The following is a 1040-nucleotide window of genomic DNA, read 5'->3' on the forward strand; positions in this document are numbered from 1 at the left end:
CGGTCGTACCACCCGGCCCCGGGGCCGGACGGTGGACCGGCCGGGCTCGCGGGGCTTCCGTGGCGGGCCGGCCACTTCCGGTGGGGCCGGGCGCCGGACCCGCGACGGCGAGGAACGGGCCTGGTCGGAGATCGGGTCCGATGAGTTCCGCGTATGCACACCGGCGCTCGAACTGGGAGTTCTCCGGGAAATGGGAGTTCTCCGGGACGAGGGAGAGCGATTTCCGCTGCGTCCTCCGGCCGGTGTCCCGGTGATCTCCTGCGAATGAGTGATCCACATCCAATGGGTGGGCCGGTGCGAATGCGTGGACCGGATGCGCATGGGTGGGACGGCGCACGTCGTTGGTCCCTCGCATATCGGGGAGCCCAGGCGAGTGGGTGGTCCGGGGTGAAAGCCGGGTCGGTGCGAGGGTGTGCAGATGGCGCGTGATGCGCCTTCATCCGGCGTGCGTTCACCGGGCGTGGCGGTGCCCGTTCCCGGGCCCGGGCGAGGCGCCGGGGGAGCGGAGGGGCGGGCCGTGGGGGAGTCGGGCGCCGTGCGGCGTCCGCCCAGGTGGCACGCGGATCTCCGGTGGTTTGCGGGGCTGTGTGAAGTCCGTCGAATTGGCCGCTCGTCGCAGATCATTCGCCGCGGCCGGGGGCGGTGCATTGCTCCTGTATTTACGCCGGTCGAATCCGGAGCCTCGTGATCCCACATTTCCGGGCACCTCGGAAGCCTCACCTGGACGGTGCTGCCAATTTCCAGTCAATAGCGGGCAAGGAGTTTCAGAGAGCGCTCCCGAGGCAGTCGTACCGCGCCAAGTACGGTCAATCGCATGGGAGTTGAATATGCCCCGAAGAGACATCCGTAGAGCAGCGGCCGTGACCTTCACCGTCGCCTGCGGGCTCGCCGACCTGCCCGCCGCCGAGCCGGCCGGCAACGCGGCCCCGGGGGCGAACGGGCAGCACTGCGTCGCGGGCATGGACGGTGCGGGCCAGCAGTGCTTCGACACCTTCACCGAGGCCGTCGCCGTCGCGACCGACGGCCGGATCACCGATGCG

Annotated in this window: 1 pseudogene; it reads left to right on the top strand. The window is 70.3% G+C overall.

What is annotated here, in order from left to right:
• Positions 1-860 precede the first annotated feature (860 nt).
• Positions 861-1040 (top strand): annotated as a pseudogene (locus ACYVE9_RS28130) (hypothetical protein); the annotation flags it as partial.

It is taken from the genome of Streptomyces sparsus (genome assembly GCF_054776295.1).